This is a genomic window from uncultured Methylobacterium sp. (assembly GCF_964244095.1).
Lineage (GTDB): Bacteria > Pseudomonadota > Alphaproteobacteria > Rhizobiales > Beijerinckiaceae > Methylobacterium.
Genome location: NZ_CAXTHR010000207.1, coordinates 1 through 5,311, shown reverse-complemented (window position 1 = coordinate 5,311; position 5,311 = coordinate 1). Strand labels below are relative to the sequence as shown.

Annotated in this window: 9 protein-coding genes; 8 read left to right on the top strand and 1 reads right to left on the bottom strand. The window is 68.3% G+C overall.

Features of this window, described 5'->3' with window-relative positions:
* The 3 genes from ACFE86_RS20995 to ACFE86_RS20985 all read left to right on the top strand — a co-directional run.
* Positions 1 to 969 (top strand): PotD/PotF family extracellular solute-binding protein (locus ACFE86_RS20995; protein WP_375457260.1); only part of this gene is annotated, 969 nt, incomplete at its 5' end.
* Between the two features lie 85 nt (positions 970 to 1,054).
* Positions 1,055 to 1,996: an ABC transporter permease gene (locus tag ACFE86_RS20990; protein WP_375457259.1), complete on the top strand. Its 942-nt coding sequence runs from the start codon at positions 1,055 to 1,057 to the stop codon at positions 1,994 to 1,996.
* 2 nt (positions 1,997 to 1,998) lie between these two features.
* Positions 1,999 to 2,889: an ABC transporter permease gene (locus ACFE86_RS20985; RefSeq protein ID WP_375457258.1), complete on the top strand. Its 891-nt coding sequence runs from the start codon at positions 1,999 to 2,001 to the stop codon at positions 2,887 to 2,889.
* A gap of 3 nt (positions 2,890 to 2,892) precedes the next feature.
* On the opposite strand, the gene ACFE86_RS20980 is transcribed toward ACFE86_RS20985, so the two are convergent.
* Complete coding sequence (locus ACFE86_RS20980; protein ID WP_375457257.1) at positions 2,893 to 3,144, bottom strand: hypothetical protein; 252 nt, start codon at positions 3,142 to 3,144, stop codon at positions 2,893 to 2,895.
* Positions 3,145 to 3,460: 316 nt separating this feature from the next.
* On the opposite strand from ACFE86_RS20980, the gene ACFE86_RS20975 reads away from it, so the two are divergent.
* The 5 genes from ACFE86_RS20975 (at position 3,461) to ACFE86_RS20955 (ending at position 5,220) form a co-directional block, all read left to right on the top strand.
* On the top strand, positions 3,461 to 3,670 hold the full coding sequence (locus ACFE86_RS20975) for a cold-shock protein (RefSeq protein WP_147726903.1): 210 nt from the start codon (positions 3,461 to 3,463) through the stop codon (positions 3,668 to 3,670).
* Positions 3,671 to 3,791: 121 nt separating this feature from the next.
* Positions 3,792 to 4,154 carry a DUF6481 family protein gene (locus ACFE86_RS20970; RefSeq protein WP_375457256.1) on the top strand — a complete coding sequence of 121 codons (363 nt, stop codon included), beginning with the start codon at positions 3,792 to 3,794 and terminating at the stop codon, positions 4,152 to 4,154.
* Positions 4,155 to 4,266: 112 nt separating this feature from the next.
* Positions 4,267 to 4,464, top strand: coding sequence for a hypothetical protein (locus ACFE86_RS20965; RefSeq protein ID WP_375457255.1), 198 nt, complete (start codon positions 4,267 to 4,269; stop codon positions 4,462 to 4,464).
* Between the two features lie 241 nt (positions 4,465 to 4,705).
* Entirely contained in the window at positions 4,706 to 4,969 is a 264-nt protein-coding gene (locus ACFE86_RS20960; RefSeq protein ID WP_375457254.1) for a hypothetical protein, read from the top strand.
* A 41-nt stretch (positions 4,970 to 5,010) separates the two neighbouring features.
* Positions 5,011 to 5,220, top strand: a complete 210-nt coding sequence (locus ACFE86_RS20955; protein ID WP_375457253.1) for a hypothetical protein — start codon at positions 5,011 to 5,013, stop codon at positions 5,218 to 5,220.
* Positions 5,221 to 5,311 lie beyond the last annotated feature (91 nt).

Sequence of the window (5,311 nt, the reverse complement as noted above, 5' to 3'; positions counted from 1 at the left end):
CCCTCGGGCAACATCCTCGGCCTCGACGCCAAGCGCATCAAGAACGCCGACAAGATCAGCACCGTCTTCACCAAGGGCGAGGTCGCCGGCAAAAAGATCGGCGACCAGGGCACCGCCCCGAAGAAGGTGTTCTACCTCGAAGGCCAGACGGGCAAGGGCTTCGCCACGGCGCCGACCGAGTGGATCACGCTGATCCCGGCGACCTACAACGCCGACACGCTCGGCATCCGCCCCGACCTGATCAAGCGCCCGGTGACGAGCTGGAAGGACCTGCTCGACCCCGAGTTCAAGGGCAAGGCGTCGATCCTCAACATCCCGTCGATCGGCATCATGGACGCGGCGATGGCGGTGGAGGCGCGCGGCGACTACACCTATCCCGACAAGGGCAACATGACGAAGGCCGAGATCGACCGCACCATCAAGGTGCTGATCGATGCCAAGCGCGCCGGCCAGTTCCGGGCCTTCTGGCAGGACTTCAACGAATCCGTGAACCTGATGGCGTCGGGCGAGACGGTGATCCAGTCGATGTGGTCGCCGGCCGTCACCAAGGTGCGCACGCAAGGGGTGCCCTGCATCTACCAGCCGCTCAAGGAGGGCTACCGCGCCTGGGCCACAGGCTTCGGCCTGCCCAAGACCCTGACCGGCCGGAAGCTCGACGCCGCCTACGACTTCATCAACTGGTTCCTGTCCGGCTGGGCGGGCGCCTACCTCAACCGCCAGGGCTACTACTCGGCGGTGCCCGAGACCGCCAAGACCCAGATGCAGCCCTACGAGTGGGCCTACTGGATGGAGGGCAAGGCCGCCGAGAAGGACATCCACGGCCCCGATGGCGGCCTGCTCGAGAAGGCCGGCACCGTCCGCGACGGCGGCTCGTTCGATACGCGCATGGGGGCGGTCGCGTGCTGGAACGCGGTGATGGACGAGAACACCTACATGGTTCGCAAGTGGAACGAGTTCATCGCGGCGTGAGCGGCCGACGGCACCCGGCGGCATTCCCTTCACCCCTGCGTGGTGGAGGGACATGCCGCCCGTTCGGATTGTCGAGGCCGATACGATGACCGACGCCATCCTTCCTGCCTTGTCGGATGCTCCCGCCGCGCGCGCGCGGGACGCCTCCGGCCCGGCGCGCCGCCGGACCCGCCTCCCCTATATCCAGGCGGCGCCGATGGCGCTGGTGTTCCTCGTCTTCCTCGCGGTGCCGCTGCTGCTGACGCTGGTGGTCAGCTTCTGGGAATACAACGAGTACGCGATCGTCCCGGCCTTCACGCTGCAGAACTATCGCGATGTGTTCGAGGGATGCCTCGACGGCGCCGACCTCTGCACCACAGCGCGGACCTACCTCTCGACGCTGAAGTTCTGCGCGCTGACGCTGGCCTTCACGCTGCTGATCGGCTTCACGGTGGCCTATTTCCTCGCCTTCCACGTCCGCTCGCGCACGGTGCAGATGGGGCTGTTCCTGCTCTGCACGATCCCGTTCTGGACCTCGAACGTGATCCGGATGATCTCGTGGATTCCGCTGCTCGGGCGCAACGGCCTCGTCAATGAGACGCTGCAGGGGATGGGCCTGACGAAGAGCCCGATCGAGGGCCTCCTGTACTCCGACTTCTCGGTGACGCTGGCCTTCGTGCACCTCTACACGGTGTTCATGATCGTGCCGATCTTCAACAGCATGGCGCGGATCGACCGCGCGCTGATCGAGGCGGCCTATGACGCCGGCGCCACCGGCTGGCAGACCCTGTGGAACGTGGTGGTGCCTTTGTGCAAGCCGGGCATCGCCATCGGCGCGATCTTCGTCCTGACGCTGGTGATGGGCGACTTCGTCACCGTCGGCGTGATGGGCGGACAGCAGATCGCCTCCGTCGGCAAGGTAATCCAGGTGCAGATGTCCTACCTGCAGTTCCCGGCGGCTGCCGCCAACGCGATCGTCCTGCTCGCCGCCGTGATGCTGATGATCCTCGGGCTCACTCGGGTGATCGACCTGCGCAAGGAGCTTTAGGCGTGCGCGACCGGCCCCGCGGCATCGCCTTCTACGCGCTCGCCGCGTTCTTCGCGCTGTTCGTGCTGTTCCTCTACGGGCCGACGCTGACCATCCTGGCGCTGAGCTTCCAGGGGCCGCAGGGCGGCCTCACCTTCCCGATGAACGGGATCTCGACGCACTGGTTCGCGCGGCTCTGGGCGGGCGGCGGCATCGTCGACATCTGGGCGGCGTTCGGGCGCTCGCTCCGCCTCGGCTTCGTCGTGATGGGGCTCACCGTCGTGTTCGCGTTCTTCGCGGGGCTCGCCTTCCGCAAGGGCTTCCTCGGCTCGGGCGCCTTGTTCGCGGTGGCGGTGGCGAGCCTGATCGTGCCCTCGATCGTGGTGTCGCTCGGCATCGGCCTCGAATTCCGGCTGATCGACGACGCGATCAACGCGCTCGCCGCCGCCACCGGCTGGGGCTGGCTCCAGGACCACGGCACCGCGATGGGGCTCTACACCTCGGCGCTCGGCGCGCATCTCACCTGGACGCTGCCGTTCGGCCTGCTGATCATGTTCGCGGTCTTCAACCGCTTCGATCCGGCCTACGAGGAGGCCGCCCGCGACCTCGGCGCTAGCGGCGCGCAGACGCTCGCCCACGTCGTCGTGCCGATCCTCGCGCCCGCGCTCGTGGGCGTCGCGCTGTTCGGCTTCACCCTGTCCTTCGACGAACTCGCCCGCACCAGCCAGGCCATCGGCGGGCGCAACACCCTGCCGCTCGAACTCCAGGGACTGACCACCACCGTCACGACGCCGGAGATCTACGCCCTCGGCAGCCTGACGACGGCGGTGTCGGCGCTCGTCATCGGCGCCGCGCTCGCCACGACCCTGTGGTTGCAGCGCCGCCGCGCGCGCCTCGGACTCGCGGGGCTGTGACCGTCAGTCCCCCTCGACCGGGGCGTCCGCGGATTCGACCAGCGTGAGACGGGGGATCGTCTTCTTCTGATCGGCCGACGCGATCAGGCGGAGGTTCATCGCCTGCCGGCTCTTCTTCAGGTCCTCGGCGATCTCGCCCGTGTTGCCGGCGATCCGCTTGGTGCGCTTGTCGTATTCGGCCATCGAGACGACCGAGGTGTCGCCGCTCTCGGGGATGCGCGCCATGTCCGCCTCGAAGATAACGACCGGCCGCACGGGATCACGTGACCGGCGCGGCGAGCGTAGCACGCTTTCACGCGGCCCCGACGCACGATTCGCGCGTCTTCCGTCACCCGGTTTCCGAACCATCGTGCGGATCGCGAGCACGGTTGCGTGTGCACATCGCATGGTGATTGCAAAATTTCCGTCGCCGTGCCATAAATAGCCGATCGAACTCTGGCCAGATATCCGGCCGTTCCGCCCGTCACGGGCGTGCGCTCTGTTCTCTCCCACATTTCGACGACCAGCGACCGGGCGCATGATCCTCATGCGCCCGTCGGTTTCGTTCGCCTGATAAGATACGGAATTTTCTATGAGCACCGGCACCGTCAAGTGGTTCAACGATCAGAAGGGCTTCGGCTTCATCCAACCGGATGACGGCGGCAAGGATGTCTTCGTGCACATCTCCGCCGTGGAGCGCGCCGGAATGCGCGGCCTCACCGAGGGGCAGAAGATCTCCTACGAGATGGAGACCGACCGTCGCAGCGGGAAGCAGTCCGCGGGCAGCCTCCAGGCCGCCTGACGTTCGAGGCCGCCTCGGACCATCGTCGAAGCCGTTCCCCACGGGGACGGCTTCACTTGTTTTCGCATCGCTGCGTATTTTCCGCATCCGGCACGGGGCCGGTGGCGCGTAAGGATCTTGTGTGAACCCATCCAAGGACAACCAGTTCTCAGACCGGCTCGAGACCGCTGCGAAGGCGCGGGAAGCGATGCTGGATCGCTACAAGGCGCGGCCCTCGGCCGACGACCCGGCCGTCGTCGCCCGCCAGGCCGAGCGCCAAGCGGTGATCCGGGCGCGCGAGGAGCGCAACAAGGAGCGCGCGGTCGCGCGGGCCGCCGACGAAGCCAGGCGCGTCGTGGAGGCGAAGGCGCTGCGGGAATTCGAGGCTGCCGAGGTCCTGCGCGTCGCCGCCGAGAAGGTCGCGCGTCAGGCGGCGATGGCCGCCGAGCAGAAGCAGGCCCGCGACGCGCGGTTCGCGGCGCGCAAGGCGCGCGTCCGGAAGTAGTCCGAGACGCCGGGCCGACCCCGGCGCCCCGCGCATTCGAGAGACCGTCAGCCGAACGCCGCCGCCCGCCGCGGAAGCGGTGCCCGGCCCCGCGGCGATCAGGAGTGATCCGATGTCCCACAAGTTCAAGATCGGGCAACGCGTCCGCCAGTCGCGCGCCGGCTTCGGCGCCGCCAAGGACGTGTCGGGCCAGTTGTGCGAGATCGTCCGCCTGATGCCCGAGGATCGTACCGGCGAGCCGTGCTACCGCATCAAGTCGTCGGCCGGCGAGCGCGCCGCGAACGAGAGCGAACTCGTGCTCGCAAGCTGAGCTTCGCCGCGTGGCTCCGCAGAGGCGGAGCCGGGCGCCATCTGCCGTTGCACGGAGCGCGGACGTGCCGTGCGTTGCCAAACGCGACGCGCCGCTCCATCTCACGCTCCCGCAGGCTCCGGCCGTGGGCGGACGCGATCCCATGGCAGGTCGATGCCGACCGGCGCGGCGGGCTCCGTCGTCGCCGACCGTTGTTTGTCCCGGGCGGCGTTCCAGGCCGGCCCCAACCCCCAAGAAGACGATGAGTAAGCGCACCAGGCAAAGGCCGCAGGAGCGGGGCTCCGTGCTGTTCGACGTGTTCTACGAGGACGGCTCCCAGGCCTCCAACCGCCGCGTCCCGATGGAGGTTCTCGGCGGCCTCGACGGCGACGAGCCGGCTCGCGATGTGATCGCGGCCCAGGACGAGGAGATCGCGCAGAAATCGGGCCGGCCCCAGCGGTCGATCCTGAGTCTCGCGCGCTCGCCGATCCCCGATCCGAAACCGAAGCCCCCGCGCGGCACGTAAGGCGTGCGGGATCGGAGGGCTTCGGATCGGAGGGCTTCGGCATGAGCCACAAGTTTCACCTCGGGCAGCTCGTGCGGCGGCGCGATTCCGCGGCCGCCCGCAACGGCAGCCGGATCTTCGAGGTCGTCGGGCTGTTGGCGGCCGAATCGGGCGAGCCCGGCTATCGCATCCGCAGCAGCGAGGCCGGCACGCACGAGGTCCGCGAGGCGGGCCTCACCGCGGCGTCGTGCTGTACCGCGCCCAGGTCCTGACCGGGACCGATCCTTGGGTGTGGCCGATCCTTGGGCGTGGCCGATCCTTGGGCGTGGCCGATCCTTGGGCGTGGCCGATCCTTGGGCGTGG